The sequence below is a fragment of the Ensifer sp. 2TAB8 genome (assembly GCF_052115125.1).
Classification (GTDB): Bacteria; Pseudomonadota; Alphaproteobacteria; order Rhizobiales; family Rhizobiaceae; genus Ensifer.
Genome location: NZ_JBFRGB010000002.1, coordinates 451,724 through 475,666, shown reverse-complemented (window position 1 = coordinate 475,666; position 23,943 = coordinate 451,724). Strand labels below are relative to the sequence as shown.

Below are 23,943 nucleotides of genomic sequence, written 5' to 3'. Positions count from 1 at the left end.
CGCCTCGGGCGAGCGCGTGCTCAACTTCTGCGCCAACAACTATCTCGGCCTTGCCGATAGTGAAGAGCTTGCCGAGGCCGGCAAACAGGCGCTCGACCGTTATGGCTACGGCATGGCCTCGGTGCGGTTCATCTGCGGCACGCAGGAAGAGCACAAGCAGCTCGAGGCGCGGATTTCGTCCTTCCTCGGCCTGGAAGACACGATCCTCTATTCCTCCTGCTTCGATGCCAATGGCGGCCTGTTCGAGACGCTGCTTGGCGAAGAGGACGCGATCATCTCCGATGCGCTCAACCACGCCTCGATCATCGATGGCGTACGGCTCTCCAAGGCCAAGCGCTTCCGCTATGCCAACAACGACATGGCGGCGCTGGAAGAAGAGCTGAAGAAGGCCGAAGGCAGCCGCTTCAAGCTGATTGCCACCGACGGCGTCTTTTCGATGGACGGCATCATCGCCAATCTCGGTGGGGTCTGCGACCTCGCCGACAAGTATGGCGCCATGGTCATGGTCGACGACAGCCATGCGGTCGGCTTCGTCGGAAAGAATGGCCGCGGCTCGGCCGAGCATTGCGGCGTCGAGGGCCGGATCGACATCATCACCGGCACGCTCGGCAAGGCGCTCGGTGGCGCTTCGGGCGGTTATACTTCGGCCAAGGCGGAGGTGGTCGACTGGCTCAGGCAGCGCTCGCGGCCCTATCTGTTTTCCAACACGCTGGCGCCGGTGATTGCCGCGGCCTCGCTGAAGGTCTTCGACCTGATCGACAACGGCGATGCGCTTCGCGAGCGGCTCTATGCCAATGCGGCACTGTTCCGCGCCGAGATGACCAAGCTCGGCTTCACGCTGGCCGGCGAGGGCCATCCGATCATCCCGGTCATGCTCGGTGACGCCGCACTCGCCCAGGAGATGGCGGCCCGCATGCTGAAGAAGGGCGTCTATGTCATCGGCTTCTCCTTCCCGGTGGTGCCGAAGGGCCAGGCGCGCATCCGCACGCAGATGTCGGCAGCGCATAGTGAACAGGACGTCCACCGGGCGATCGCCGCCTTCGAAGAGGTCGGCCGCGACCTCGGCGTGATCTGAGGGAGAGACTGATGACGAACATGATGAAGGCGCTGGTCAAGTCGAAGGCCGAAGTGGGCTTGTGGATGGAGCGTGTGCCGGTGCCGGAGATTGGCCCGAACGACGTGCTGATCAAGGTGAAGAAGTCGGCGATCTGCGGCACCGACGTGCACATCTGGAACTGGGACCAGTGGGCGCAGAAGACCATTCCGGTGCCGATGGTCGTCGGCCACGAGTTCATGGGCGAGATCGCCGAGGTCGGCTCGGCCGTCACCAAGTACCATGTCGGCGAACGGGTCTCGGGCGAGGGCCATATCGTCTGCGGCAAGTGCCGCAACTGCCGGGCCGGTCGCGGGCATCTGTGCCGCAACACGCTCGGCGTCGGCGTCAACCGGCCGGGCTCGTTCGGCGAGTTCGTCTGCCTGCCGGAATACAACGTCGTGCCGATCCCCGACGACGTGCCCGATGAGATCGCGGCGATCTTCGATCCGTTCGGCAATGCGGTGCACACCGCCCTTTCCTTCGATCTCGTTGGTGAGGACGTGCTGGTCACCGGCGCCGGGCCGATCGGCATCATGGGGGCGATGGTCGCCAAGCGCTCGGGCGCCCGCAAGGTGGTGATCACCGACATCAACCCGACGCGCCTGGCGCTCGCCAAGAGCGTCGGCATCGACTACGTCGTCGACGCGTCGAAGGAGAACCTTGCCGACGTGATGAAGGCGATCGGCATGACCGAGGGTTTTGACGTCGGGCTGGAAATGTCGGGGGCGGCTCCCGCCTTCCGCGACATGATCGACAAGATGAACAATGGCGGCAAGATCGCCATCCTCGGCATTGCGCCGGCAGGCTTTGAGATCGACTGGAACAAGGTGATCTTCAAGATGCTCAACCTCAAGGGCATCTATGGCCGCGAGATGTTCGAGACCTGGTACAAGATGATTGCCTTCGTGCAGGGCGGTCTCAACCTTGCCCCGGTCATCACCCACCGCATCACCATCGACGAGTTCCGCGACGGCTTCGAGGCCATGCGCTCGGGCAATTCCGGCAAGGTCGTCATGGACTGGTAAGCCCCAAGGGACGCCGTACCCCGCAAGGCGCGGCGGCTCAGTTGGCAAGGCCGAACTGGATCTCGATCTCGTGGTAGCGGGCGCCCTGGCCCGCCCACCGATGATAGATTTCGCGGCTCTCGCCGGAGAAATTGTGCCTGGACATCTCGATCTCCTCGACCAGCGGCGTGTAGCCCTGGGTGAAAAGACTGCGCATCGGTCCCTGATGCAGGGCCGATGCCACCATGATCGGCTCCAGGTCGATCAGGTCGAAATCGCCGCGATAGTTCTCGCCACCCGTGACCGGACGGCAGATCCGCCAGTCGAAGAGGGTCTTGGCGTTTTTCGGCAGGTTCCGCGCAATGAAGACCCAGGGGCCTGCGGGCGTCATTCCGGCGCGTTCCATTTCCGCCTCGATGACTGGCGCCAATGCGGCGCTTTCATTTTTGACGTCGGGAATGGTGAGACGCCGCGCGATCGATAGCACGCGCATGGCGTCGGTTTCCTTGATGAGCATCCGGCTCCTCCATGAGATCGGTGGCGAAAGTCGCCCGCGATCGGGTCGGGTGCAAGCAAAAAGCCGGAACAAACTTGCGAACTTCGGTCGGAAACGGGCCGAACGTGGAATTGTTTTGCGCGCTCATGGCCCCGGGCAGCGGCGCTTGCTTGCAGGCGCCGCCGCGCTATCTTCGTCGCAGCAACCAGGCTTGTTGGGAAGTTAGAGGAGACCGTGCATGCGTTATGAGGGAAGTTGCCATTGCGGCAAGATCGCCTTCGAGGTGGAGGGGGATTTCGCCGAGGCTATCGACTGCAACTGCTCGCTATGCCGCCGCCGCGGCGGGCTGCTTGCCTTCATTCCCCGCGACAGGCTGACGATGAAGACACCGGAAACGGACCTTTCGACCTATCTCTTCAACAAGCATGTCATCCGGCATCATTTCTGCGATAGCTGCGGCATCGCCCCTTTCGGCGAAGGCGAGGGACCGCACGGGAAGATGGCCGCAATCAACCTGCGTTGCTTGCCGGAGTTCGATCTGGAGGCGGTCAAGATCGTCAAATACGACGGTCGTTCGGTTTAGGAGCAGGGGAAAGATGAATCTCTGGTTGCGGTGCGGATATGGCACAACGGGACCTTGCCGATTAAATCGGTGGCACCCTTGTCTTTTGGCGGGCAGCGCCTACATCTTCAGCGGAAGCTGATAAACCCCAAAAAGCGATAGGAACGGTGATTTTTGCCGAATCAGCCGGTTTTTCAGCGGAAATGCTTGACGGGATCGAAAATAGTGGGAATCACCATTTCCGAATAAGAAATGGCGAAATGACACGGCGGTTAGGGAATCATGCCAGAGACGTTTCAGTGGCAGGACTGTCGAAGCTTGCCCGCTTTGCCACGATCGCACTCGTGGTTAAACAGGAATTAAACATCATCCCGTTACGTCAGGGGAAATGATTCGGTGGCGGGTACGCGGCGTGCCCGAACCTTCGAGCGGCATTGGCACCGGACTCACGCCGGTTGCGACAAGGAAAGCGACGAACTAAATGGCAACCAAAGTCAAAGAAAACGAAGAAGCTGACGTAGAACGCGAAGGTGCTCCGGACGGTCCGCTTCTCGATCTTTCCGACGACGCTGTCAAGAAGATGATCAAGGCCGCCAAGAAGCGCGGCTACGTGACGATGGACGAGTTGAACTCGGTCCTTCCGTCCGAGGAAGTCACCTCCGAACAGATCGAAGACACGATGGCGATGCTGTCCGACATGGGCATCAACGTGATCGAGGACGAGGAAGCCGAAGAGGCTGCCGGCGGCGGTGACGACGAGGCGAGCGACGACGACGGCGACAGCGAAGGCGGCGAACTCGCCCCTTCCGGCGGCACGGCGCTTGCGACCAGCAAGAAGAAGGAACCGACCGATCGTACCGACGATCCGGTCCGCATGTACCTGCGCGAAATGGGCTCGGTCGAGCTCCTGTCCCGCGAAGGCGAAATCGCGATCGCCAAGCGCATCGAGGCTGGCCGCGAAACGATGATCGCCGGTCTCTGCGAGAGCCCGCTGACCTTCCAGGCGCTGATCATCTGGCGCGACGAACTGAACGAAGGCCAGACGCTGCTGCGCGAGATCATCGATCTCGAAACCACCTATTCCGGTCCCGAGGCCAAGGCTGCCCCGCAGTTCCAGAGCCCGGAAAAGATCGAGGCTGACCGCAAGGCGGCCGAGGAAAAGGAAAAGACCCGCAAGGTGCGCACCGCCGCCAACGACGACGACATTACCAATGTCGGCGGCGATGTCATGCCGGCCGAGGAAGAAGAGGAAGACGACGACGAGTCGAACCTCTCGCTCGCGGCCATGGAAGCGGAACTGCGCCCGCAGGTCATGGAAACCCTCGACATCATCGCCGAGACCTACAAGAAGCTGCGCAAGCTGCAGGACCAGCAGGTGGAAGCCCGCCTTGCTGCCACCGGCACGCTTTCGCCCGCCCAGGAGCGCCGCTACAAGGAACTCAAGGACGAGCTGATCAAGGCGGTCAAGTCGCTGTCGCTCAACCAGAACCGCGTCGACAGCCTGGTCGAGCAGCTCTACGACATCTCCAAGCGCCTGATGCAGAACGAAGGCCGCCTGCTGCGGCTTGCCGAATCCTACGGCGTCAAGCGCGACTCGTTCCTGGAGCAGTATTCGGGCGCCGAACTCGACCCGAACTGGATGAAGTCGATCAGCAACCTGGCCGGCAAGGGCTGGAAGGAATTCGCCAAGAGCGAAAACCAGACGATCCGCGACATCCGCCAGGAGATCCAGAACCTCGCCACCGAAACCGGCATCTCGATCGCCGAGTTCCGTCGCATCGTTTCGATGGTGCAGAAGGGCGAGCGCGAAGCGCGCATCGCCAAGAAGGAAATGGTCGAAGCCAACCTGCGCCTCGTCATCTCCATCGCCAAGAAGTACACCAACCGCGGCCTGCAGTTCCTCGACCTCATCCAGGAAGGCAACATCGGCCTGATGAAGGCGGTCGACAAGTTCGAGTACCGCCGCGGTTACAAGTTCTCGACCTATGCGACCTGGTGGATCCGTCAGGCGATTACCCGGTCGATCGCCGACCAGGCCCGCACGATCCGTATTCCGGTGCACATGATCGAAACGATCAACAAGATCGTTCGTACCTCGCGCCAGATGCTGCACGAGATCGGTCGCGAGCCGACGCCGGAAGAACTGGCCGAAAAGCTCGCCATGCCGCTCGAAAAGGTCCGCAAGGTCCTGAAGATCGCCAAGGAGCCGATCTCGCTCGAAACGCCTGTCGGTGACGAAGAAGATTCGCACCTCGGCGACTTCATCGAGGACAAGAACGCGCTGCTGCCGATCGACGCCGCCATCCAGGCGAACCTGCGCGAGACGACCACTCGCGTTCTCGCTTCGCTGACGCCGCGCGAAGAGCGCGTGCTGCGCATGCGCTTCGGCATCGGGATGAACACCGACCACACGCTCGAAGAAGTCGGCCAGCAGTTCTCGGTTACCCGCGAACGTATCCGTCAGATCGAAGCGAAGGCGCTTCGAAAGCTCAAGCATCCGAGCCGTTCCAGGAAGCTCAGAAGCTTCCTCGACAGCTAAAGTCGGGCTGTTTCAAAATCGCAAAATCAAAAGAGCCGGGCCCTGTGCCCGGCTTTTTCGTTTCCGTCTCACCCAAGCGATTTATTGTGGGGGCTTTCAACGAGGAGTATATTCGCGCTTTCGGAGCAATTGGGGCACCCCGTCTAAGACGCGGGAGCAATCGCACCGCGGGCGTGAAGCGTGCCCCGTGGAGGTGTAGGATGACCACTTATGTCATGCTCCTCAACTGGACCGAGCAGGGCGTGAAGAATGTGCGCGACTCTCCCAAGAGGCTCGACACAGCCAGGCAGGTGCTCGGCGAGATGGGCGGCTCCTTCAAGCATTTCTTCCTGACAATGGGTGACTACGACATGGTGGCCGTCGTCGAAGCGCCAGACGACGCGGTGGCGGCACGTTTTGCATTGACGCTCGGCATGGCTGGCAATGTGCGCTCGACCACGCTCAAGGCATTTCCAGAGGCGGCCTATCGCGAACTGATTGCCTCGCTCGGATAAAATGCAGCGACGCCGCAGCCGTTCAGGGCGGCCCGTTTCCGGAGAGGACGCGGGCCGCACCGCGTAACGCATTGCGAAAGGCGTCGTCAAAGCTGACGCCGCTGACCTGCCACGTGTAGCTTTTGCCGGCCGACATCATCCGCCAGTTGGCGATCCAGCCGCGGGCCTGATCGGACCAGACCAGCGTCCCTGCGAGCGGCATGTCGTCCTTGCTGAGGGCCGCGAGCCTGGCGAGTTTCTCAGGGCCTTCTTGCGATACGACGGTGAAGTCCAGCTGCGCATCTGCAACGGTTGCCCTGTCCGGCAGGACGACGGAAAGGGCGAGCGGTGTCGCTGCCGCCTGAAGCGATTCCGCCATATAGGGGCTTTCGTCGCCGTCGCGCGCGAGCACGAAGCGGCGTCTCTGATCCTCGACCGCCAGCAACACGGCAATCACCGGGCGCGGCTCGAGCCACGGCTTGTGGCCGAGCTTTGCGAGAAGCGGGTCGAGCGTTGCCGGTGCATAAAGGCACCTAAGATCGTGCGGGCGATCGTGGGTGCCCTGTTCGTCGTGGATGGGGATGCCTTCCATCCGGTCGCGATAGGAAAAGGACGAGACGAAGCTGCCCGCCTCAGCCTCGAGCGCTGCGAAGCCGGGCGCTTTGGGGATCGTCGGATCACCCGAAACTTTCACCAGCACTTCATCCAGGCATTCGCGAAAGCCGATCTGCCGGTTGAGCTCGCCGGTGCCGGTGACGACCGCGTCACTGCGATAAAGTTGCTCGATATCGCCGGCCCTTGCCGCATCGCCAAGGCTCAAAGCAAGCAGGAACGGCAGCAGCAAACTCGACTTCGTCATGCGGCTCTCCCGATCGTTGGCCTTTGAATCAAAAGAGATCCTTAACGTTTACACTTTATCAATTTCTCGGAAACCCGAGGTTCTGCGATGCGTTGCGTATTTGTCGTCGTCCTCCTGTTGCTGGCCGGCTGCGGAACGGTGCCGAGAGACACCCGGAATGCCTGTGCGGTTTTCGAGCAGCGAGATGGCCTGTTCAACAATTGGCGTCGTGCCGCCTATGGCGCCGAGCGCGAATACGGCGTGCCCGTGCCGATCCTGATGGCGACGATCTATACCGAGTCCGGCTTCCGCCATAATGCGCGGCCGCCGCGCACCAAGCTGTTCGGCTTCATCCCCTGGACGCGCGCCTCCACCGCCTATGGCTATTCCCAGGCGCTTGACGGCACCTGGGCGCGCTATCAGAGCGAGACCGGCCGCTGGGCCGCACGGCGCTCGGACTTCGGCGACGCCATCCGCTTCATCGCCTGGTATCACCGCGAGAGCGCGCAGCAGAACGGCATTGCGCTCAACGACGCCTACCGGCTCTACATCGCCTACTACCACGGCCACGCCGGCTATGCGCGCGGCAACTGGAGCGATACGGCCAAGACCGGCGCCAAGCGGGCGGCCGGCATGGCGTCGATTTACAACAAGCAGCTCAGGGGCTGCGGCAGCTAAGGCCCTTCCAGCCAAGGGCGCGGGAGTGTCCTGTCCCATTGTTTTGCGCAACCGGACGCCGAACCGTGTGACACTTTCGTTGGTCTCGCTTCAGCCGGCTGCCGCTCTCTTCAGTTCGGCGACGTCGATCTTCACCATGCCCATCATCGCCTGCTGGGCGCGTGCGGCGCGTGCCGGATCGGGATCGCTAAGGTGTCGCATCAGGGCGCTCGGAATGATCTGCCAGGCAAGGCCGAACTTGTCCTTCAGCCAACCGCAATGCTGCGGCGTACCGCCTTCGAGCAACCGGTTCCAATAGTAGTCGACCTCCGCCTGATCGGCACAGCGCAGGAAAAACGATACCGCCTCGTTGAACTTGAAATGCGGGCCGCCGTTCAGCCCCATGAAATGCTGCCCGTCGAGTTCGAAGCTCGCGGTGAAGGCCTTGCCGTCCGGGCCTTTCTGGATGTCGGTGACGCGGGCGTTGCGGAAGATGGAGGTGTAGAAGCCGATGGCCTCCTCCAGCTGATCGTCGAACCAGAGAAAGGGCGTGATCCTCTGCATGGATATGTCTCCCGTGGTGATTGCTACCAACTAAGGACGAACGGGCGATGCCCGTTCCGACAGACGCGGTTTAAAAAAATCAAAGGCCGTGTCGGAACCTTTGCGCCTCAAGCGTCCTTTGCTGGTCGAAAGAACCAAGGAGGATTTCTCAATGACCTATGTGGATGGTTTTATCGTTGCCGTGCCGAAGGCGAACATCGAGGCGTACAAGGCGATGGCCAAGGCGGCGGGCGATGTCTGGATGGAGTATGGCGCGCTCTCCTACAACGAATGCCTGGCCGACGACGTGCCCTATGGCGAGGTGACGTCCTTCCCCCGCTCGGTTCAGGCCAAGGACGATGAGACGGTGGTCTTTTCCTGGATCGCCTACAAGTCTCGAGCCGACCGCGACACGATCGTCGCCAAGGTGATGGCCGATCCGCGGCTGCAGGGTGACGCCTGGAAGGAAGTCTTCGACGGCAAGCGCATGATCTATGGCGGCTTCCAGACCTTTCTGGAGATGTAGGCCTGGAGATGTAGACGGCGCGGCACCTTTTCCCATGGCGCCCTGTCTTGGAGCGGGAACGGTCCAGGGGTAGAAGCGTTGGGAAGCTCAACGTGTTGCACCTGCCTTGCGGCGGGTGCCGCTGCCCGCTGGAGACCGACATGCCGCAGACGAGCATCACCATTTCCACCCGCGGGCAGGGGCTCTACGAGTTCACCGACCAGGTGGCCGCCTTCGTGCGGGCCAATACGGACGGAGAGGGGCTCCTGACCGTCTTCGTCCGCCACACGTCCTGCTCGCTTCTCATTCAGGAAAATGCCGATCCGGATGTTAAGCGCGATCTCGACGCCTTCTTTCGCCGGCTGGTGCCGCCGTCTTCCGACCCCGCGATGAGCTGGGTCGTGCACACGCAGGAGGGACCGGATGACATGCCGGCGCATATCAAGGCGGCGCTGACACCGGTCTCGCTCGGTATTCCCGTTGCCCGTGGCCGCTTGGCGCTCGGCACCTGGCAGGGGATCTATCTCTTCGAACATCGCGACCGGCCACACCGTCGCGAGATCGTGCTGCACCTTGGCGCCTGATCGCCATCCGATCGACGCGACGACGCAATTGACCGGAACGGGTTCCGTCCTAGTTAGAGCATGGAGAGGCGCCGGAGAGGAACAGCAATGACGGATGCACAGACCATTGCCAACCGCTTCATCGAAGCGCTGAACCAGCGTGATTTCGAGGCGCTGGCGCGGCTCGTCCATGAGGATATCGAGCTCGATTCGTTGACGGGCCAGCGCACCGTCGGCGTGGGTCCCCTGCGCGCCTGGCTGATGAACTACCTGCGCCGTTTCGACGAACAGTTCGGCGATGTCGTGCTGATGCGCGATGCCTTCGGCCAGCGGGTGGCGGCCGACCTGACGGCGCGTGGTACCTATCGCGAAACGATGGACGGCTTTCCCGCTGCAACGGGACAGAGCTATTCCATCCCGAGCGTGCTGATCTTCGAGATAGAGGAGGGGGTCATCACCCGCCTCAGCCACTATCGCAACATCCGCATTTTCGAACGGACGCTCGCTGGCTGACGAGGGCCTGCGTGACGAGCGCGAATCGCTCGATTGCGGCCTTCGACGCCTGAAAATGCCTCGATATTCTGTTTGCGCGACTGTCCTGACGGCACAAGATTTGCTTTTGCCGCGACGATCACACCAGCAATCGTCGCTTTCGCACGGGGCCGCATTCCCGTCCCCGATGATCTCAATAAACCGTTCTGGATCAGTGGCTTATCGCCTGTCTGCATGCCGCGGGCGGACCGCTTCGCAAGGCCGAATCCTGCGCCGGTGAGGGGTGGGATCACGTTCCGGCAATCTGAACCTCCCATGAACACCAGGTTCCGCTGTCGTTCAGCTTAGGGAACCTATTCTTTGCTCAATCGCTTGGGACGGTGATTGCCCGCTGAACCCTTCAAGCCTGGAGAGATGTCATGAAGAACCGCTTTTTTAACGCTGCTGCCGCCGCCGTCATTGGATTGACTGGCCTGCTTGGTGCTGCCTCCACCGCTTCGGCGGACTCGATCGAATTCGGGCTCGGCCCGCGCGACGGCATCGACGTGCAGTACCGCGACTACGACGGCGGCTACGGCGACGAGCGTGATTGGAACCGCGGCCGTGACCGTCACTGGGACCGTGGTCGCCGCGGCGGCTGCTCTCCGTGGATGGCCGTCGACAAGGCTCGCGACCGGGGTCTCCGTCGCGCCTATGTCGCCGACGTGACGCCGCGCCGCGTCGTCGTCGAAGGTCGCCGCCACGGCTACCGCCAGACGATCGTCTTCGCAAACGCGCGCGGTTGCCCGACAATCGGCCGCTGGTAAGCGCCAATACCAATCTTCCCGCCTTGTCTCCCCCGGCCGGCGGAAGAATGGCCCCCCACGCTTCGGCATGGGGGGCTTTTTTACGTGCTGTGCCGTGTCGTTGAGACCGGGAGGTTTGAGCATTGCAACACGGCTGTACTGTTCGCCCACATACAGCTCCCTTCCGACTACAGATTTGTAGACGGGCCTCGCGGGTGGGCTTTCCTTCGAGTTCGTCCCCTGTGACCATGGCTTCGGCGACAAGAGTGGCTACGGCCGGTTTGGTCCAGATGTATTCAGTATAAGAGAAGAAGCGCTTCTCTTGATTGAGGGCTTGATTGCCCGCTCTTTCCCGGATTGGTCGACAAGCCATCGCCATCGGGGCGTTCCGTGGGTGTGGGGAGACATCTGGCTGATATTCCCGCTCGTTTTCGGAGTTGCGGCGCGACGTCAGAGGGAATGTGCGCCTGGGTCCGATCGTCGAGAAATACGTCCCTTGTCCCTGTCTGCTGCCTCGCAAACAAAGGTTTCATCGAAAGGCGCTGTTGATCTTTCTCGACCGGTCCGAGGATCGCGTGCGAATGGTGAGCGAACGCCATCGCTATTTGCTGATCTGCGGCATCTGATGCGCGACAAGGCATTTGTCAGACGCTGGACATCTTACCGACGGAGGCATCCCCACCTTGTTCTGGACCTACCGTACTCGTTTCAACCCACGGTTCCAGCGCGAGGGCCGCTGAGCACGGGGCCAAAACGAATCGCCCCGGCACCGATTTCCGGAGCCAGGGGCGAGAAGGGTGGAAGCCCGCGCGCGATCGCTGCGGGCCTAGCCAGGTTTTTACTGCTTGATTTCGAAGGTCACGTTGACCGTCACGTTGTAGCTGTTTTCGCCGGTTGCGACCGGAACGGCGTCGGCGGCATATTCCTTGGCCATGCCGGCGCGCATCATCGAGACCGGTTCGGGGCGGAAGCCCTGCTCGCTGATGGTGACGATCTTGCCGACCGAGACGCCGGCAGCTTCGGCAAGCACCTTGGCCTTCTCCACGGCGTCGGCAACGGCGGCCTTGCGCGCTTCGATGATGACGGCTTCCGGCTTGTCGTTGGTGAACTGCACACCGCCGCCCTGGTTGACGCCGAGCGTGACCGACTTGTCGATGACTTCGCCGAGCTTGGCGAGATCACGCACGCGGACGGTGACGCCGTTGGTGACCTGATAGCCGATCAGCTCCGGCGGGCGGTTACCACCATCGGTGTTGGTCGGGTAGTTGTATTGCGGGTTCAGCATGAAGCCGCTCGTCTGCAGGTCGCGGTCGGCAATGCCGCTGTCCTTCAGCGCCTTCAGCACTTCGGCCATGGTCTTGTTGTTGGCGTCGAGCGCCTCGCGGGCGGTCTTGGCGTCCTTGACGACGCTGAGCTGCAGTACCGCCATGTCCGGCGCGGTCGTCGCGCGGCCTTCGCCGGCAACGATAATGGTTGCCTTGTCCTTGTCCGACTCCTGCGCCTGAGCGGCGGCCACACCGGCAAAAGCGGCGGCGAAAGCGGCAATCGAAAGCGTGCGGGCAGTGCGTGTGGAAATCATGGTCTATGTCTCTCCGGTTGTTCCGTCCCTGCGTCTTCTTGGCTGGCGATTGTGTGAGCATTGCGGCAATGGCTTGTCCGCAAAAAGGTTTTCCGCTAGAGCCATTCCACCGCGAACTGCCATTGGTTCGCGCACCTGGATCGCCACGGCGCCACACGTCCTTCTCAGGCGTGCCAAAGTCGCCGTAGCACTTAAAGTTGCTGCTTGTCTTACCTTGAGATCGTTACGATTTCAGGAAGCCTGCAGATCCAGAGTGGGCCTGTAGCTCAATGGTTAGAGCCGGCGGCTCATAACCGCTTGGTTGGGGGTTCGAGTCCCTCCGGGCCCACCATTACTTTCTGTAAGTGATTGTTTTTGATCTATTATTTCCGCTTGAGTGTCCCACTTTTCAGAAGTGGACTCGGAAAGTGGGACACTTTTGTTCTCGTTTCGGTCGGGTATCAGAAGCTTCGCGCCGTCTTTTGCGAGCACCTTTCGGCGAGCCGCACGCGTGTAGAGGTCAGCCTGTTGGCTCGTCGTCCATCCGAAGATGGCCTTCAGTTGGTCGCTGGTCGCGCCGTTCTCTGCGGCGATGGACGCCCCGGCCTTCCGCAGCCCATGAGCGGAGCAATGAAACAACTGGGCTTCATCACACCATTGCCGCATCTTGTTTCCAAGGCCCTTGTCGGAAAAGGGTTTGCCGTACTCCGTCACAAGGAAGGTCAATCGACCAGACGGAACGCGGTCTAGCTCTTTCGCCAGATCCGCGAGCAACGGCATATGAACCTCGACGCCGCTAGACCGCTTCGTCTTACCTGGCCTGATTCGGATCCAACCATCTGATAGGTGCTGTCGGCCGAGAATAGCCGCATCAGACAAACGCAGGCCGGTGAACATAAAGATGGCCAGCGCCAGCCGTGCGGTTGTCCCGGGCGCGTGCTTGGCCTCGAACTGTTCGATTTCCTCAAGCGTCCACGTGTGGAAGCCATCGCCGGATTTCAGGCGCTTGATGCCGTTGCAGGGGTTTACCTTGGCCTCGCCAACTTCGATCGCCCACGCGAACATGGCGCTGATGGCTTTGACTATATTGTTGGCGGCGCCAGGTGATTCGATGCGAACGTCCCTGAGCATGGTGACGTGCCTACGCTCCATCATTTCAAACGGCAGGTTGCCATGCTTGACGCAGATCTCTTCAAGTATGCGGCGACGCCGATCCATCGTACCGGGGGTGACGCTCTTGGCCGCGCGCTTGAAGTGCTGTTGGCACAGCCAGCGGAAGGACCGCGGAACGACTGGCTTTGAAGAACTGGCGATGGGTCGCGGCGTAGCACCGCCGGCATCGTACGGAATACCAGCTTCGGCGCATTCGTATTCCCGCAGAAATGCGGCTGTCCCCGGCTTCTCGCGGAGTCGGACTTTCTTCTTGCCTTTCACGCGAAAATAGATCCGCACGTTGCCGTGCCGATCTACATCTTCGATGATCCCGCGGAGATTGAGCTTCATGCCGCTCCTATATCATCCCAAGGGTTGCCGGCGCTCGATGCCGCTATATTAACATCGCGGGGGAGGGCATCGAAGGCATCATCGAGCTCATAACGATCCCAAAGGACACGGCTCCCCGCCTTGCGGGGGCTTGGCATCTCCCCGCGGGAAACCATCTGATCAAACAGCGTACCGCCGATACCTACATATGCGGCAGCGGCCACGCGGCAAAGGCCACGCGGCGTCATTCCCGGTGGCAGGCGATTATCGTTGGCGGCGGTGGGCACGGTCCCTCCTCAGAATTGCATCACATTTAAAAACCGTTTTCTGTTGGCGATCGTCCAGTGGCACTCTTCAAAAAAAATCCGCCGGGTGGTGAGGCCGGCGGGTCACTGTGGTGGGCTATGGATGGGTGACGGGCGACGGCACCTGTGAGATACCGCCACCCGCCCGCTGCACCGGTTCACGCGGCACAGCGCCCCCGCGGGGGGTGGGATAAAAGGCCGCGCTCGACGAAGAACGGAGCGCGGCAAGGCTGCGGAGGTGCCGCAGGAAACTAGTGAGTTGGCGACAGGTACTGGCCAAGAAAGGTGCGGTGTGGTCGGCCGTGGTCGGCGCCCAGCACAGCAACGTCATAGAGCTCCCTACCTGCCGCGGATCTTCTTCTGTCAATCACAAAGGCCATGAGGTCGCCGCTGGAAACGATCTGCCCAATCTTGAATGCGAAGGCCGGTCTTCTTCTGACGAGCGCGCGCGGTAACTGAGTTCTGGTGGCAGTTGCCGGTGCGGGAACGTGTGCGTTCATGGCGGTCTCCTTGTGTTGCGATGTTGCCGAAAAAGCGGTATGTCATTAGAAAACACCAACATCGCCCCAATGTCAACACTAAACGATGACATTGTTGTTTTTTAATGAGGTTGACCGTGACACCCGCGCAATGCCGCGCCGCGCGCGCACTTTTGAACTGGACGCAGCCACATCTTGCCGAAGCAGCCGGTGTGTCGCCCTCGACGCTCCGGGATTTCGAATCCGGCAAGCGGATACCAATCGCCAACAATTTGGCAGCCATCCGCTCTGCTATCGAGGCAGTGGGCGTCACATTCCTGGAGGATGGGGACGTTGCGGCTGGACCAGGCGTTGCTATGCACCCAACGAGCTAGATGTTTCTTGACCGCTCCAACAGGCCACATTAGCTTCCCGTAGCGCCCACCAAGCGCAGCCTTTCGGGGCACACCACCACACCGAGGAGACACAAAGACTGCAGTCGGCATCTGTGCCGGCGGCAACGTGTTTTCTCTTTCATGGAGGTGGCCATGGTGCCGACCATTCCTATCCTCGACGGCCTCCTAACGCCTGAAGAAATCGCGCGCCGCATTACGGCGTCCAGCGGCGCCCACATCACAGGGCGCACTATTTGGGAGAAGGCAAGGCGCATTGGAGTGGCAAAGAAGATTGGCCGAACGCCCCTGATATCTATCGAGGATATCCCGCTTCTCCTCAATGAAGAGACCAAAACGGAAAGGCTCGATCGCCTGAAAAAGAAATCTAGCAGGCCCGATGCGCTTACCATGCTTCGCCAGGCCAGAAAGAAACGGGCTCGCACTTGACCGACAACGCCCCACGCCTGATCGGACGCAAGGAAGCCGCTGAGTACTGCGGTATCGGCGAAAGCACCTTTTCCCTTTGGGTATCGACGCACAAAATGCCTCCCGCCGTACCTGGAACCCGCAAGTGGGACCGCAGGGCGATCGATGCAAAGCTCGACGAGATAAGCGGCCTGGGTTCCTCAGCAGAGCCGGAAGACGCCTATGAGCAATGGATGCGAGAACACGGCAAGCAAGAGACAGACCTGCAAAAGTGGCGGCGCGAACGTGACGCTGGGCGTGCCGGGGCAAAGAGCAGCGACTACGACGATTGGCGCGCGAAGAAGGAGAAGCGCCGGGAGAAGTACCGGCCGTTGATGGGGTTAGACGCACGGCAAGAGCGAATTCTTCGCTACATGGCGGACCACCCAGAGTGCGATACCTTCGACACGATTCCTGGCGCCGGCCAAAAGGTTCTAGATGCGCTGATAGAGAAGGGGGCTATCCGCCTTGTCGGCACCAGCGGGAATGCGTTTCGGTATGCGTTAACCGACGAGGGGCAGGCGGAACTGCATCGCTTGAAGAGGTGGAAAAGTTTGGAGCCTTGATAAGAACGGCGCCCCGGAGGGCGCCGCCTATACTTCGCTTCGTTTACTTGCTCTTGGACCCGCCCTTGGTGTCGCCGTAGCCGGGCTTCGGCAAGCGCTCGTTCTGGGTGGTTTTCGGATGCTTCGCAGCGTACGCCGGCGTGACGAACTGGCCACTAACGGAACTGCGGGATGCGGGGCGAGTTTTAGACGTAGACATGTGTAGTCCTTCAGGCTTGCTGTTTGAGCCCTTCGGATGTACACACTCGATTGCTAGGCGAGGTATGTGGTCCGGCCTTGCGCTTCTTCACGGTAGCCAAATCCGCGACAGCTCCTCAAGACAAAAGGGCGTGCTAGATATCTAGCGCGCCCTTTTTCTCATGAGAAATGGACGATGTCCATCCCCCTATAATATCTACCCTCATGCGGATGCACTATTTTACTCCTTGTTCGTATTTAGTCAAGCTTATGAACTCAGTAAAAGCTCTTTCGAATCAAGGAGATAGGAAAAACTGTATATCACTTTTCTATCACGTGTGAAAACGAGGGAAAACAACCGAGCTAGTTGAGTGCAGTGCGTTCCTAGTTTTCTCTCATCCGCATTTTACCACCACAGAAGTGATTCGCGCGATTCGAGTTGCCTGGAGTCTCGGTCCATATTCTGGCCGACTTGACCACCACCCAGAGTCGAGCAAACATCCGACCGGCAACGGAGGGGCGATTCATGAATTTTAGGATACTTGCCGCGGCGGGTATCGCCGTGAGCGTTTCGTCATGCGCCACAAGCGAGAGCATGTCGCGCATGAACACGTATAAATTTCCGGTCCATAATGTGAAGATGGCCGACGACACTTACCGCGTCTATGAGCACAAGGCCGATAACTCGCTGATGGTCGCACCGAGCCTCGGCAAGACCATGGCGATTGGCGCAGCCCAAGGCGCTACCCTCGGGCTGGCCGATGCTATGACGCCAGAGAAGAGGCTCGAGGCGGCCGCTCAACAGCACCTAGCGAATACTGGCCGCGGTGGGTGCAAGATCACCCGCGGTTATCTGTTGAACAAGCCGCTATTCGAGTTCTGGTTTGAGTGCCCCACGGTGGGGCCAAGGGTGTAGCTACCCCGCACCGGCCTGTTTGCTGCTAAGACGAGTGCTGTTCTTGCGTGGGTACGGCTCCGACCTCTGCTTTCTCTTCGGCAACTGCCGCGGCCTGAATACGAGACACCAGGTCAGCTACCGCGAAAACCGCACCACCTTTGAACGACGATGCGCCGATAATTTCCAGCAGCATCTGACGGTCGTTTTCTTGATCAAGGATCATTTTTTTATGCTCCGATTAGTCCGTGGGTTGTGAGCGCAGCCTGCAGCGCCATAACGCGGCCAGCCAGTTGGGAAAGCGTTATGCTAGAGGTGTCGTAAGCCGTGGCTTTGTTGGTGGTGCCTGTCATTGCGGTCCAGCCAGTATCTCGAGCGCCAACGACCTTGATGCCCTGGTACTTGTAGAAGCGGCCGCCGGTTTTTAGATCGAGATCCCCGTTGAACAGCTCAACGAGACCGTCGCCGAAGATGAGACTGCCGCCCGCCGAAACAGACGTTACGTTGCAGAAAATGCGCCACATCCGGTCCGCCGAAGACGGCGAGTACCATGCGACGCCGTGGTTCGTGGACATCGCAAACGCATCTGCGTAGCCGGAAGTTGTATCGATGGCGTCAGACGCGACGATGACCCCGGAGGCGTACTTGGCATTGTTGGCGGTGATCTGCAGCGCGCAGGTCGCGCGGTTGCTTGCGACGTTTCCTGTGCCTGCCGTCAGTCGCAGGTTTGCCGTTTGACCGTTGTTTGATGAACCACCGCGGAGATCCCACGGAGTCTTCATCGCAGCGGCGGCACCTTCATTGTGAAGCGAATTTTCCTCGCCAAGCAGGAAGCTATCGACATGAGCGCCAGCGTCCCACCAGGCATGAGTGTATTTCGCCCAAACGCGGTGAGCAACGGTCGCATTGTCGACGCGACAGACGGCGGTATGCGCAATGATGTTCTGCGGAGTGCCGGCGACGTTGTCGGATGCGCGAACCGCATCAACCGAACCATACTTGCCGTTCGTCGAGATTGCGTATGCCGTGACGACGCCCACGCCGTCAGTGCCAGGCATGATGTCGTTGACCCACGTCAGCCCGTCAAGCGCGGCAGCGCCGACTACCAGGTTCTTGCCCGAAACGGTGTTCGCCGCCAGCCATGATGCGCTGTCGACGCGCTGGTTGATGCTCGTCGGATAGCGGCTCGTTCCGGCTAGAAACTGTGCATCGTTTCCCGAAGATGACGCTGCGATGTTCGTGCGCGCCTGAAGCTTCTGAGCCGCAGACTTGGCCTGAACGATATCGTAGCGAACCGTCTCAGATACGGTTGCTTCAGCCGCAGCCTGCGCTGCCTCCGCGGCAGCCTGAGCCGCTTCGGCAGCCGCCACAATCGCCGCGCTGGCCTGATCACTGACAAGCCGGAACGTCGAGCCCGAAACAATACCAAGCACAATCATGCCCGCCACAAGCCCACCGGCAGCGACGTTATTGCCGGTATTTGTCTTGATCGTCAGCGCCGATCCGCCGTTAAAGCTTACCGTCACCGGGCTCGCCGTGTTCGCCTCGAAGACATTCATCCAGACAAGCGCAGATCCGCTAACCGGAATGCTCGTGGTCGCCTGGATGGCGTTCACCGTACCTGCGCCGACATCACTGGCAATGATAAACGAGAACGGCAGATCGGCTACGCGCGTCCATGAACCAGTGCCAGAACCACCAATCTTGCGATAGATTCCGTTGTTCGCGACAGTCGCGTCACCGAGCACCCAAGCCATGGTGTTGGCTGCGTAATTCAGGCTGGCATCGAGAGACGCCTTGGATGCGAAGATCAGACCGCCGTTCGACAGGAACGCGTTGATGACGCCCTCATAGCCGGCCAGAAGTTGGCGAATTTCCGGCTTTCTGACTTTGTGGGCACCCGAAGATGGAATGCCATCGGTTTCGTAGTCGCGATAAACAGTGGCTGCTGTAGCCATGATATCTCCATAAAAAGAAAGCCCCGGCGATGACCGAGGCTATAAGGGGATTTCTGTTTGGGGTGAGACTCGGGATTACTGCTCGAAGCCGCTTCCGTCGTCGAACGTGGATCCGTCGTCGAACGGAGTTCCGTTTTCTTCGTCGTCTTCCGGCGCGCCGTTGGGGCTTGGATTTGGATTGTTCATGTATGGTGATCCTTGCGGTGTGATGGGCCGCCTGATGTGGAGTTGGTCCCTGGCGGATTGCGGGAAATTGACGACCTTCCCTCGGTTGTGCGATTGAGTTGTTGGTGGAGGCCCCAACATGAATCGGTTATTGCTCGTCGCACTCTTTCTGCTGATCGGTTCGCCTGCTCGTGCGACAGACTACGATGCAATGGCGAGCAAGAGCTGGGTTCTCATGACTTGTGCAGCATTCGCCAATGGCATGCCGAACGGGGGCGCCGAGAGAGACCGGCTCTTCGAAGCGGGCTACACCCTCGGAAAGCAGTACCTGCAGGCCGTGTTCGACGGATTACTGCCCGAGAAAAACGACGAAATCCCAACATGGTATGAATTTCCAACGAAGAACGCGGACTTCACAATGGGTTTCATTTGGGCTCGCGCGTTCGACGTCTTCGAACAAAGCCCAGAAAAGCCAGAAGACAAGTTCGAATGGGCCAGAGGACAGTTCGAAAGTCTGAACTGCAAATATCTCTAGTTCCAGGAGGCACCCTTTGCTTGGCTTGGGGATGATTTATGGTTGTGGCTGGACTGGCGCACGGCCTATCGGCGATCGTCAAGCATGACGTACAGACAACGATTCCTCGCCGGCATAGCCGTCGGTATCTTCATCCTTGCGGTCTGCATCGAGACCGTACGCGCGATCTATGATCACGGATGGGTTTGCACCTTCGATAGTGTGTTGCAGTGGATTGGGCGATTTAGGTGGCTGTACGATTACCAGACGATTGTCGCAGGTCTGGCCGCTGCCGGAGTTGTAGTTTGGCAGATTCGACAGGCTGACCGCTTCCAACATGATAAGTTTGAGGCGCAGCGCGCATCGGCCAGAGCTGTGCTCCCGCTGGTTTTAAGCGAAATCAGCGATTACGCTGAAGCGACATCGTCCCAGCTTCAGAACATGCGGGATCGGATGGTACGTGGCGTGTTTCCTGGAAACCTCGATGTTCCCGCGTTTCCAGTGCTGCCGGGAGAGTCTGTCGACGGTCTGCGGGCAATGGTTGAAGCAAGCCACCAGGACGAACGAATCTTCCTGTCTCGTCTGCTTACGGTTCTACAGGTGCTGAGATCTCGGACACGTGGGTTAGTAGCGGATAGACGTCATGTGCGCGCTATCCACGAGGATCACGTACTCGCCATAATGATCAATTGCGCAGAGGTCTATGCACGTGCCGCGGCTATGTACGATTTTGGTAGGGGCGAAAGCGAAACCCTGCCCAAGCATATTCTTGCGACACAGGTTCGTAGCGGTCTGTTCTTAACGGGGATACACGGCGAGCTCCGAGACAGGCTTGTTGAGCGCTATCGGCTAGACAGAGACGAACCTTTCGAGTGGTAAGTGGCATCAACGCCTGCGCTTCCCCTTCGCCCAAGTCACGCCAAAGGTCTCAAGCGCCCAAGGTTCGTCGAGGTCCGGATGACGCGGCAACTCCATGAATGCTTCTCCCAGTCTTTGCCACGCGGCCGCGGTCTCCTCCAATGAGGGGCGGCCATACTGATCGACTTCCACGCCAGACATCTGCAATTCCCAGAGCAGGTCATAACCTGTAGAGAAGACCGACTCCCACTCGGAGAGGCCATCCGTCGAACGTTTCCTGCTCTTGCGATGTCTCACCGGCATTAGCGACGAGTCCCGTAGTCGGCTGTCCGCGGTGCACGCGGCGCCTCCGGAGCATCGACGCCATCCAGCGCAAGTTCGCGCAGACCGCGAAAGAACGCTGTTCGACTATCGCGCTCGATAGCGACACAAGGGTGAGCCTTCGGCGTTCCATAGCGGTCCTCGACCACCAATCCACCCGCCAACTGCTCGCGCGCCTGTTCTGATCGGTCCCAGGCCTCTGCCGTCTTCACGAGCACGCGAAAATGGTGCGATTCGAGCTCGAAATCGGCCAAAATTTGCCGAATCCACCTGCGCGTTTCAGGTCGCAGATGAGCCGGAACCTTATGTTTTTCGGCCATTCTGGCCTCCTATATTTTCACCGAACGATTCGGGGCATCACAAATGTGCGCTGTGGGGCAGCACCGGTATGCGGCTCCGGCGGTCGGAAGGATGACACCGCCCCCTCCCCGGTCAGTCGAGGGGGATGCCGCGGGCACGCATTGCGGCTTCGGCCTTTGCCTTGATGGCCGAGGAGGTTGTGTTCGCGCCTCCGGCCACGCGGAGACTTGCCGTAGTCGTCGGATACGCTGGCATGCCAGTCAGTGTAACCTCGTAGAGGCTAACATCCTCCAAGGTCCGAAGGGGCAGACGATCACCGCCATCCTCCCATCGCTCCGAGCGGACGGAAAAGGCGAAACTGCAGCCCTTCACATCCCCGCGGCGCACCGTCCCAATTGCCTCCTGACCCGACGGCGTGGTTGGATCAGGTATCAACTCGAACCACAGGCCGGTACGGTCTTCTTTCAGGGTGAGAGTGCCTGCCGAAGTCCGGCCCAAGACTCGACCAACATCATGGTCGAGGATCATGATGACATCCGGTGACTCTCGCAGGGTGCGCGTGAAACACCCCTGTTGTAACTGTTCACGAAACTCACCTGCGATCGTCGTCGGCTGGTTCCAGGTAGCGGCATATCCAGATATCCGTTCAACCATTCAGCTTTCGCTCCGCCTCGGCCAGCTTCGCCTCACGTCTTCCCAGGCTCGACTTCGCCCGAAGTTCCCGCGCTATATCGACGGGGCTCTTGTCGATGAAGACTGAGCGTTTGCCAGGCATGGTTACATGGCGGCCGCCGCTCGGTGCTTTCTTATTCGCGCGCTCAATCGACATAGCCAAGGTCCTTCGCTTCCTTGAGGTAGCGATGCACATGACCATCGCGTGCGTCTCCTAGGAAGTTCGGCTGCATCGGGCCGAGGGCAGTCCAAGAGATGTCTTCGCGATCGAACTGGTCGACGATATCAACGAGCGCCACGTGGGCGGCGTTCACTTGGAGTAGCGCCTCAGCAACTGCCGCGACGCGACGACGGTACTCATCCTTGACTGCAGCACGAACAGCGGCGCTTGCTTGGCCGCGACGCTCCGCGAGACGGCGTTGTAGGATTTCGACCGCGGCCTCAATATCTGCTGCATGCTTCCGGAGTTCCGCCAGTCGCGCAGGACGCTGCTCCAAGGTGGTGTCGACGACTTCTCCGAGCAGAGCCGCGACTCCGGAACGCATCGATGGAGCTTGCCGCGCTCTCAGGTCGTGTTCCAGCTCGACAATTTGGAGGGCCGTTGTCGACTGGTCGTTGCGCAGGCCAGCGATCTTCTGCTCGATCTCGCGGTAATCTTGATCGACTTCGCCCAGGCTCGGTACCCGGAAAGTCTCAGCGGCCGGTGATTTCTTGAAAACTGCCATTGTCAGGCTCCTGTGAAAACTTCTTGGATGGCGTCAGCGAGTGCGGCCATATTGATGGTGGTCGAGCGTCGATGGCCGCCTGCGCCCCAAACGGCGGCAAGAGCGCCGAGCTCCCGAAAGCGGCTGATGCTACCGTCGTGCCAACGCACGGCCGCTTCCGGCCAGTTCGCTACGAATTCGAGCTTGACGCCTCGGACATCGCTATTGCCGTCGGCAGCCAAGCCGATAATGGCATCGATTTCCTCGCCAGCGTTGCGCGGCACGGACGCAGGTGCGCGGGACACGTCAGCCCCCCCAGGCGTCAGGTTGCGATACGCTCGCACCGCGTCGGCCGACTGATGCAGCGGGACGTCGGCAGCGAGCGCAATGACCAATGTGACTAAGTCGTCGATGTTGATTTCTGGAGGTTTGCCTGGCCCGCCAAGGGGTAAGGCGCCTGCCTCCTGAAGGGATCGCGCCACTTGTCGTGCTCGCGATTGAGGAAAGCCAACGCGTCGCTCCAGCGCAGCGATGGCGGCGTTCAATGTGGCCACGTGGCCTCCTGTGATTTTTAAGAGTTGCGATTGTGGTGGTCAAAAAAGAAAGGGCTGGAGCGCGCATCAACTCGCGCTCCAGCCCTATAATCCTGCCCATGGAGATAAACCGGATCTGGTTTGCCGCCCTGTACATCCGAGGTACGGCAATGGGGCGGTGAGCGACCGCGCGCGGCCACCCACCAGGGGAAGGTGACAGCTTCCCCGAAAACGAAAAGGGCGCCGTTTCCAGCGCCCTCTCTCTCCCTTACCCATCGGGATATGAAAATGGGGTACCCCTATGCGGCTCTCCGGCTGTTCCGCCAGAAGCGATCGACGATACCGAAACCGTCGAAGACCCTGGCTCGAGCTTCGCCCTTGGCCCCCTTGCTGCCGGCGCCGAGCCGCGAACCGATCTCGGCAAGCGTTAGTCCATCCACGACCGCCCACTCGAAGGCATCTAGGATCTTCGGCACATATGCGAGCCTATACCGCAGGACAGCAAGCTCACGCTTCGCATCGATGCTGGCAAGGAGCGGCCAGTCGCCCTGCCACTTCTTCGGGATAGCAGCGGCGCGTTTCTTGGTCTCGTCGTTGGTGATAGTTGCACGAGTCGCGGGCGTGTCGATGTTGGCCTTTCTGCCAGTGACGACCTTCGGTCCCTTGTTCTTGCCGTCTTCGTCGACCTTGTGCAACACGTAGAGGTCTGTGGCTTCCCGACCGACGAGCAGTGGCGCGTCGGCCGTGTCATGAACCTGGCGATAGCGTTCCGCAAGAGCCAGGCAATGGTCGTTCTTTTCGGTCCTGAGGAGCTTCGCGAGTGGCCAGTCCTGGTTGTCGTTGGCGTGCTGGCCGCTATAGCGGCTCGAGGATGCCCACACGGCATGCAATGCGATGCGGCGCTCAAGCGAGGGGCCGTCGTTTGCAAGCCTAACCGCTAAGCCAGGCCCCTTGATGCGGGTGCGGGACGGTTGCCATTCGGTTGCATCTTCTACGATGCAAGGCAGGGCGTCGCCCCGGTCAAATACCGGCACGTTATCGTTGGTATATTCCAATGATGTCAC

General features: G+C 60.3%; 31 protein-coding genes, 1 tRNA gene and 1 pseudogene. 20 read left to right on the top strand and 13 right to left on the bottom strand.

The annotated features are described in order from the left end of the window. Together AB4Z53_RS08065 and tdh are read left to right on the top strand one after the other, a co-directional pair. Positions 1 to 1,075 (top strand): glycine C-acetyltransferase (locus AB4Z53_RS08065; protein ID WP_441595493.1); only part of this gene is annotated, 1,075 nt, incomplete at its 5' end. An 11-nt stretch (positions 1,076 to 1,086) separates the two neighbouring features. Further along, positions 1,087 to 2,121 (top strand): L-threonine 3-dehydrogenase, encoded by a 1,035-nt coding sequence (tdh, locus tag AB4Z53_RS08060; RefSeq protein ID WP_441595492.1) that lies wholly within the window; start codon positions 1,087 to 1,089, stop codon positions 2,119 to 2,121. A 37-nt stretch (positions 2,122 to 2,158) separates the two neighbouring features. On the opposite strand, the gene AB4Z53_RS08055 is transcribed toward tdh, so the two are convergent. Further along, the gene (locus AB4Z53_RS08055) at positions 2,159 to 2,617 is read right to left on the bottom strand and encodes a hypothetical protein (RefSeq protein WP_223725079.1); all 459 of its coding nucleotides are present in this window, start codon (positions 2,615 to 2,617) and stop codon (positions 2,159 to 2,161) included. A 217-nt stretch (positions 2,618 to 2,834) separates the two neighbouring features. Here AB4Z53_RS08055 and AB4Z53_RS08050 point away from each other — a divergent pair, with 217 nt between their 5' ends. From AB4Z53_RS08050 to AB4Z53_RS08035, 4 genes are all read left to right on the top strand, one after another. Further along, positions 2,835 to 3,179 (top strand): GFA family protein, encoded by a 345-nt coding sequence (locus AB4Z53_RS08050; RefSeq protein WP_113540456.1) that lies wholly within the window; start codon positions 2,835 to 2,837, stop codon positions 3,177 to 3,179. A 146-nt stretch (positions 3,180 to 3,325) separates the two neighbouring features. Continuing rightward, complete coding sequence (locus AB4Z53_RS08045) at positions 3,326 to 3,550, top strand: hypothetical protein (protein WP_162768926.1); 225 nt, start codon at positions 3,326 to 3,328, stop codon at positions 3,548 to 3,550. 89 nt (positions 3,551 to 3,639) lie between these two features. Beyond that, positions 3,640 to 5,697, top strand: a complete 2,058-nt coding sequence (gene rpoD, locus AB4Z53_RS08040; protein WP_113540454.1) for an RNA polymerase sigma factor RpoD — start codon at positions 3,640 to 3,642, stop codon at positions 5,695 to 5,697. Between the two features lie 200 nt (positions 5,698 to 5,897). Next, positions 5,898 to 6,191: a GYD domain-containing protein gene (locus tag AB4Z53_RS08035; protein ID WP_113540453.1), complete on the top strand. Its 294-nt coding sequence runs from the start codon at positions 5,898 to 5,900 to the stop codon at positions 6,189 to 6,191. 22 nt (positions 6,192 to 6,213) lie between these two features. On the opposite strand, the gene AB4Z53_RS08030 is transcribed toward AB4Z53_RS08035, so the two are convergent. Next, entirely contained in the window at positions 6,214 to 7,029 is an 816-nt protein-coding gene (locus AB4Z53_RS08030) for a DUF2066 domain-containing protein (protein WP_441595491.1), read from the bottom strand. A gap of 87 nt (positions 7,030 to 7,116) precedes the next feature. On the opposite strand from AB4Z53_RS08030, the gene AB4Z53_RS08025 reads away from it, so the two are divergent. Then, positions 7,117 to 7,686 (top strand): transglycosylase SLT domain-containing protein, encoded by a 570-nt coding sequence (locus AB4Z53_RS08025; RefSeq protein WP_113540451.1) that lies wholly within the window; start codon positions 7,117 to 7,119, stop codon positions 7,684 to 7,686. 90 nt (positions 7,687 to 7,776) lie between these two features. On the opposite strand, the gene AB4Z53_RS08020 is transcribed toward AB4Z53_RS08025, so the two are convergent. Next, the gene (locus AB4Z53_RS08020; RefSeq protein WP_441595490.1) at positions 7,777 to 8,229 is read right to left on the bottom strand and encodes a VOC family protein; all 453 of its coding nucleotides are present in this window, start codon (positions 8,227 to 8,229) and stop codon (positions 7,777 to 7,779) included. A 151-nt stretch (positions 8,230 to 8,380) separates the two neighbouring features. Between AB4Z53_RS08020 and AB4Z53_RS08015 the strand changes: the two genes are divergently transcribed. From AB4Z53_RS08015 to AB4Z53_RS08000, 4 genes are all read left to right on the top strand, one after another. Beyond that, complete coding sequence (locus AB4Z53_RS08015; RefSeq protein ID WP_113540449.1) at positions 8,381 to 8,734, top strand: DUF1428 family protein; 354 nt, start codon at positions 8,381 to 8,383, stop codon at positions 8,732 to 8,734. A gap of 140 nt (positions 8,735 to 8,874) precedes the next feature. Then, on the top strand, positions 8,875 to 9,297 hold the full coding sequence (locus AB4Z53_RS08010; protein WP_113540448.1) for a secondary thiamine-phosphate synthase enzyme YjbQ: 423 nt from the start codon (positions 8,875 to 8,877) through the stop codon (positions 9,295 to 9,297). Between the two features lie 87 nt (positions 9,298 to 9,384). After that, entirely contained in the window at positions 9,385 to 9,789 is a 405-nt protein-coding gene (locus tag AB4Z53_RS08005) for a ketosteroid isomerase-related protein (protein WP_441595489.1), read from the top strand. 398 nt (positions 9,790 to 10,187) lie between these two features. Then, positions 10,188 to 10,574 (top strand): hypothetical protein, encoded by a 387-nt coding sequence (locus AB4Z53_RS08000; protein ID WP_291150806.1) that lies wholly within the window; start codon positions 10,188 to 10,190, stop codon positions 10,572 to 10,574. An 817-nt stretch (positions 10,575 to 11,391) separates the two neighbouring features. Here AB4Z53_RS08000 and AB4Z53_RS07995 read toward each other — a convergent pair. Beyond that, complete coding sequence (locus AB4Z53_RS07995) at positions 11,392 to 12,132, bottom strand: SIMPL domain-containing protein (RefSeq protein WP_441595488.1); 741 nt, start codon at positions 12,130 to 12,132, stop codon at positions 11,392 to 11,394. A 255-nt stretch (positions 12,133 to 12,387) separates the two neighbouring features. On the opposite strand from AB4Z53_RS07995, the gene AB4Z53_RS07990 reads away from it, so the two are divergent. Next, positions 12,388 to 12,463 (top strand) — tRNA-Ile (locus AB4Z53_RS07990). A gap of 209 nt (positions 12,464 to 12,672) precedes the next feature. Here the strand turns inward: AB4Z53_RS07990 and AB4Z53_RS07985 are convergent. Beyond that, positions 12,673 to 13,008 (bottom strand): annotated as a pseudogene (locus AB4Z53_RS07985) (tyrosine-type recombinase/integrase); the annotation flags it as partial. Between AB4Z53_RS07985 and AB4Z53_RS07980 the strand changes: the two are divergent. Further along, positions 12,958 to 13,218 (top strand): hypothetical protein, encoded by a 261-nt coding sequence (locus AB4Z53_RS07980; protein WP_441595487.1) that lies wholly within the window; start codon positions 12,958 to 12,960, stop codon positions 13,216 to 13,218. The pseudogene AB4Z53_RS07985 and the gene AB4Z53_RS07980 sit on opposite strands and share 51 nt — an antisense overlap. A gap of 66 nt (positions 13,219 to 13,284) precedes the next feature. After that, positions 13,285 to 13,413: a hypothetical protein gene (locus AB4Z53_RS07975; protein WP_441595486.1), complete on the top strand. Its 129-nt coding sequence runs from the start codon at positions 13,285 to 13,287 to the stop codon at positions 13,411 to 13,413. A gap of 848 nt (positions 13,414 to 14,261) precedes the next feature. Here the strand turns inward: AB4Z53_RS07975 and AB4Z53_RS07970 are convergent. Then, positions 14,262 to 14,660: a hypothetical protein gene (locus tag AB4Z53_RS07970; protein WP_441595509.1), complete on the bottom strand. Its 399-nt coding sequence runs from the start codon at positions 14,658 to 14,660 to the stop codon at positions 14,262 to 14,264. On the opposite strand from AB4Z53_RS07970, the gene AB4Z53_RS07965 reads away from it, so the two are divergent. The 4 genes from AB4Z53_RS07965 to AB4Z53_RS07950 all read left to right on the top strand — a co-directional run bounded on the left by AB4Z53_RS07965 (position 14,590) and on the right by AB4Z53_RS07950 (position 16,875). Further along, positions 14,590 to 14,751, top strand: coding sequence for an XRE family transcriptional regulator (locus AB4Z53_RS07965; protein ID WP_441595508.1), 162 nt, complete (start codon positions 14,590 to 14,592; stop codon positions 14,749 to 14,751). The genes AB4Z53_RS07970 and AB4Z53_RS07965 overlap by 71 nt on opposite strands. Before the next feature lie 153 nt (positions 14,752 to 14,904). Next, positions 14,905 to 15,198 carry a hypothetical protein gene (locus AB4Z53_RS07960; protein WP_441595485.1) on the top strand — a complete coding sequence of 98 codons (294 nt, stop codon included), beginning with the start codon at positions 14,905 to 14,907 and terminating at the stop codon, positions 15,196 to 15,198. After that, positions 15,195 to 15,782, top strand: coding sequence for a helix-turn-helix transcriptional regulator (locus AB4Z53_RS07955; protein ID WP_441595484.1), 588 nt, complete (start codon positions 15,195 to 15,197; stop codon positions 15,780 to 15,782). Before AB4Z53_RS07960 ends, AB4Z53_RS07955 begins: the two co-directional genes overlap by 4 nt. A gap of 703 nt (positions 15,783 to 16,485) precedes the next feature. Next, a complete protein-coding gene (locus AB4Z53_RS07950) occupies positions 16,486 to 16,875 on the top strand; it encodes a hypothetical protein (protein WP_441595483.1) in 390 nt (129 codons plus the stop codon). Positions 16,876 to 16,900: 25 nt separating this feature from the next. On the opposite strand, the gene AB4Z53_RS07945 is transcribed toward AB4Z53_RS07950, so the two are convergent. Then, positions 16,901 to 17,080 carry a hypothetical protein gene (locus AB4Z53_RS07945; RefSeq protein WP_441595482.1) on the bottom strand — a complete coding sequence of 60 codons (180 nt, stop codon included), beginning with the start codon at positions 17,078 to 17,080 and terminating at the stop codon, positions 16,901 to 16,903. Positions 17,081 to 17,084: 4 nt separating this feature from the next. Further along, on the bottom strand, positions 17,085 to 18,812 hold the full coding sequence (locus AB4Z53_RS07940) for a hypothetical protein (protein WP_441595481.1): 1,728 nt from the start codon (positions 18,810 to 18,812) through the stop codon (positions 17,085 to 17,087). A gap of 304 nt (positions 18,813 to 19,116) precedes the next feature. Between AB4Z53_RS07940 and AB4Z53_RS07935 the strand changes: the two genes are divergently transcribed. Continuing rightward, the gene (locus tag AB4Z53_RS07935; protein WP_441595480.1) at positions 19,117 to 19,512 is read left to right on the top strand and encodes a hypothetical protein; all 396 of its coding nucleotides are present in this window, start codon (positions 19,117 to 19,119) and stop codon (positions 19,510 to 19,512) included. Positions 19,513 to 19,596: 84 nt separating this feature from the next. Next, positions 19,597 to 20,370, top strand: a complete 774-nt coding sequence (locus tag AB4Z53_RS07930) for a hypothetical protein (protein WP_441595479.1) — start codon at positions 19,597 to 19,599, stop codon at positions 20,368 to 20,370. A gap of 281 nt (positions 20,371 to 20,651) precedes the next feature. On the opposite strand, the gene AB4Z53_RS07925 is transcribed toward AB4Z53_RS07930, so the two are convergent. From AB4Z53_RS07925 to AB4Z53_RS07905, 5 genes are all read right to left on the bottom strand, one after another. Next, the gene (locus tag AB4Z53_RS07925) at positions 20,652 to 20,990 is read right to left on the bottom strand and encodes a P27 family phage terminase small subunit (RefSeq protein ID WP_441595478.1); all 339 of its coding nucleotides are present in this window, start codon (positions 20,988 to 20,990) and stop codon (positions 20,652 to 20,654) included. Positions 20,991 to 21,102: 112 nt separating this feature from the next. Further along, positions 21,103 to 21,624 (bottom strand): HK97 family phage prohead protease, encoded by a 522-nt coding sequence (locus AB4Z53_RS07920; RefSeq protein WP_441595477.1) that lies wholly within the window; start codon positions 21,622 to 21,624, stop codon positions 21,103 to 21,105. 164 nt (positions 21,625 to 21,788) lie between these two features. Beyond that, positions 21,789 to 22,367, bottom strand: coding sequence for a hypothetical protein (locus AB4Z53_RS07915; protein WP_441595476.1), 579 nt, complete (start codon positions 22,365 to 22,367; stop codon positions 21,789 to 21,791). 2 nt (positions 22,368 to 22,369) lie between these two features. Then, a complete protein-coding gene (locus AB4Z53_RS07910; protein ID WP_441595475.1) occupies positions 22,370 to 22,900 on the bottom strand; it encodes a hypothetical protein in 531 nt (176 codons plus the stop codon). Between the two features lie 278 nt (positions 22,901 to 23,178). Then, complete coding sequence (locus AB4Z53_RS07905) at positions 23,179 to 23,934, bottom strand: hypothetical protein (protein WP_441595474.1); 756 nt, start codon at positions 23,932 to 23,934, stop codon at positions 23,179 to 23,181. Positions 23,935 to 23,943 lie beyond the last annotated feature (9 nt).

Excerpts from the sequence above, each read along its gene's own strand:
- tdh (WP_441595492.1), top strand. The coding sequence starts at position 1,087 with ATGACGAACATGATGAAGGCGCTGGTCAAGTCGAAGGCCGAAGTGGGC.
- AB4Z53_RS08055 (WP_223725079.1), bottom strand. The coding sequence starts at position 2,617 with ATGCTCATCAAGGAAACCGACGCCATGCGCGTGCTATCGATCGCGCGG.
- AB4Z53_RS08050 (WP_113540456.1), top strand. The coding sequence starts at position 2,835 with ATGCGTTATGAGGGAAGTTGCCATTGCGGCAAGATCGCCTTCGAGGTG.
- rpoD (WP_113540454.1), top strand. The coding sequence starts at position 3,640 with ATGGCAACCAAAGTCAAAGAAAACGAAGAAGCTGACGTAGAACGCGAA.
- AB4Z53_RS08035 (WP_113540453.1), top strand. The coding sequence starts at position 5,898 with ATGACCACTTATGTCATGCTCCTCAACTGGACCGAGCAGGGCGTGAAG.
- AB4Z53_RS08030 (WP_441595491.1), bottom strand. The coding sequence starts at position 7,029 with ATGACGAAGTCGAGTTTGCTGCTGCCGTTCCTGCTTGCTTTGAGCCTT.
- AB4Z53_RS08025 (WP_113540451.1), top strand. The coding sequence starts at position 7,117 with ATGCGTTGCGTATTTGTCGTCGTCCTCCTGTTGCTGGCCGGCTGCGGA.
- AB4Z53_RS08020 (WP_441595490.1), bottom strand. The coding sequence starts at position 8,229 with ATGCAGAGGATCACGCCCTTTCTCTGGTTCGACGATCAGCTGGAGGAG.
- AB4Z53_RS08015 (WP_113540449.1), top strand. The coding sequence starts at position 8,381 with ATGACCTATGTGGATGGTTTTATCGTTGCCGTGCCGAAGGCGAACATC.
- AB4Z53_RS08010 (WP_113540448.1), top strand. The coding sequence starts at position 8,875 with ATGCCGCAGACGAGCATCACCATTTCCACCCGCGGGCAGGGGCTCTAC.
- AB4Z53_RS08005 (WP_441595489.1), top strand. The coding sequence starts at position 9,385 with ATGACGGATGCACAGACCATTGCCAACCGCTTCATCGAAGCGCTGAAC.
- AB4Z53_RS08000 (WP_291150806.1), top strand. The coding sequence starts at position 10,188 with ATGAAGAACCGCTTTTTTAACGCTGCTGCCGCCGCCGTCATTGGATTG.
- AB4Z53_RS07995 (WP_441595488.1), bottom strand. The coding sequence starts at position 12,132 with ATGATTTCCACACGCACTGCCCGCACGCTTTCGATTGCCGCTTTCGCC.
- AB4Z53_RS07975 (WP_441595486.1), top strand. The coding sequence starts at position 13,285 with ATGCTTGACGCAGATCTCTTCAAGTATGCGGCGACGCCGATCCATCGT.
- AB4Z53_RS07970 (WP_441595509.1), bottom strand. The coding sequence starts at position 14,660 with ATGGCTGCCAAATTGTTGGCGATTGGTATCCGCTTGCCGGATTCGAAA.
- AB4Z53_RS07960 (WP_441595485.1), top strand. The coding sequence starts at position 14,905 with ATGGTGCCGACCATTCCTATCCTCGACGGCCTCCTAACGCCTGAAGAA.
- AB4Z53_RS07950 (WP_441595483.1), top strand. The coding sequence starts at position 16,486 with ATGAATTTTAGGATACTTGCCGCGGCGGGTATCGCCGTGAGCGTTTCG.
- AB4Z53_RS07945 (WP_441595482.1), bottom strand. The coding sequence starts at position 17,080 with ATGATCCTTGATCAAGAAAACGACCGTCAGATGCTGCTGGAAATTATC.
- AB4Z53_RS07940 (WP_441595481.1), bottom strand. The coding sequence starts at position 18,812 with ATGGCTACAGCAGCCACTGTTTATCGCGACTACGAAACCGATGGCATT.
- AB4Z53_RS07935 (WP_441595480.1), top strand. The coding sequence starts at position 19,117 with ATGAATCGGTTATTGCTCGTCGCACTCTTTCTGCTGATCGGTTCGCCT.
- AB4Z53_RS07930 (WP_441595479.1), top strand. The coding sequence starts at position 19,597 with ATGACGTACAGACAACGATTCCTCGCCGGCATAGCCGTCGGTATCTTC.
- AB4Z53_RS07925 (WP_441595478.1), bottom strand. The coding sequence starts at position 20,990 with ATGGCCGAAAAACATAAGGTTCCGGCTCATCTGCGACCTGAAACGCGC.
- AB4Z53_RS07920 (WP_441595477.1), bottom strand. The coding sequence starts at position 21,624 with ATGGTTGAACGGATATCTGGATATGCCGCTACCTGGAACCAGCCGACG.
- AB4Z53_RS07915 (WP_441595476.1), bottom strand. The coding sequence starts at position 22,367 with ATGGCAGTTTTCAAGAAATCACCGGCCGCTGAGACTTTCCGGGTACCG.